General features: G+C 26.8%; 2 protein-coding genes. Both read right to left on the bottom strand.

Annotated features, from left to right (window positions below; genetic code table 11):
* The coding region (locus RBH29_RS17770; RefSeq protein WP_306698348.1) for an ATP-binding protein at positions 1–330 on the bottom strand (330 nt) is incomplete at its 3' end.
* Positions 323–899: hypothetical protein (locus RBH29_RS17765; protein WP_306698347.1), on the bottom strand; the 577-nt coding region annotated here is incomplete at its 5' end. The genes RBH29_RS17765 and RBH29_RS17770, both read right to left, overlap by 8 nt.

The following is an 899-nucleotide window of genomic DNA, read 5'->3' as shown; positions in this document are numbered from 1 at the left end:
CTTAATATCGTCTGCATTGTATGAAGGAGTTAACCCCATCTTGACAGCAATAGTTTTGTATAAAGCTTTTTTGTTGGGACTTGAAAGTTCTACATGGCAAATTCTAAAATATGATGGATCCAGTTCATTTATTAAATAAAACAAAAGAGAAGTTTTTCCGGAACCTGCTGCACCTGTCACAACCATTAAATGTCTTGAAAAAAATGCTGGTGATAAAAATGTACGATTCTTTAAAAAGTTTTCACTTTCAAAAGGTGTTTTAGACCTTTGTATAAAGGGCATATTACAAATTGAAAAATGTTCACATATTGGTTTTAAAATATTATTCATACTTATTCTCCTTCTCGAGTTTAGATAATTTTTCTATGTAATTTAAACGTATTTGAGCAATATAATATAAAAAGTTTCTGTTAAAATCTTTTGTTTTTTCAGACAAGTCTTTTAATATTGACACTAAAATATCTTTATTAAATTCTTTGAAAGTATCCCACAACTCATTAAGCTTTCCTTTTTCTTGGAATGTTAGTTCTTTTAGTCCTATAGAAGTTTTAACAATATCAATAAATTCATCTCTTTTAATTGTTACAGTTGCTTCAACAGGTGGTCTAATAGGATGATTTGTTTCTTTAATTTGAAGATTTTCTCCTGAAATATTTTTATCAATATCAATTTGAAGTTGATTTTCAAGATATTTTTGATACCTGCTTTTAATATTTTTAAAGTATAATTTTGATATATCACTTTCATATCCAGATTCTTCAGGTATACCAACAACATTTTTGTGTCTTTGTGTTTTTAAATCAATAACTTTTGCCGTACCAAAATATTTTTCCTTGTAATATACATGAAGATAGTCTATATGAAAAGCATTGTATCTGATAATAACTTTTTTACCTACA

It is taken from the genome of Herbivorax alkaliphila (genome assembly GCF_030848475.1).
GTDB lineage: Bacteria > Bacillota > Clostridia > Acetivibrionales > Acetivibrionaceae > Herbivorax.
This window is presented reverse-complemented; position numbering and strand designations above follow the sequence as displayed.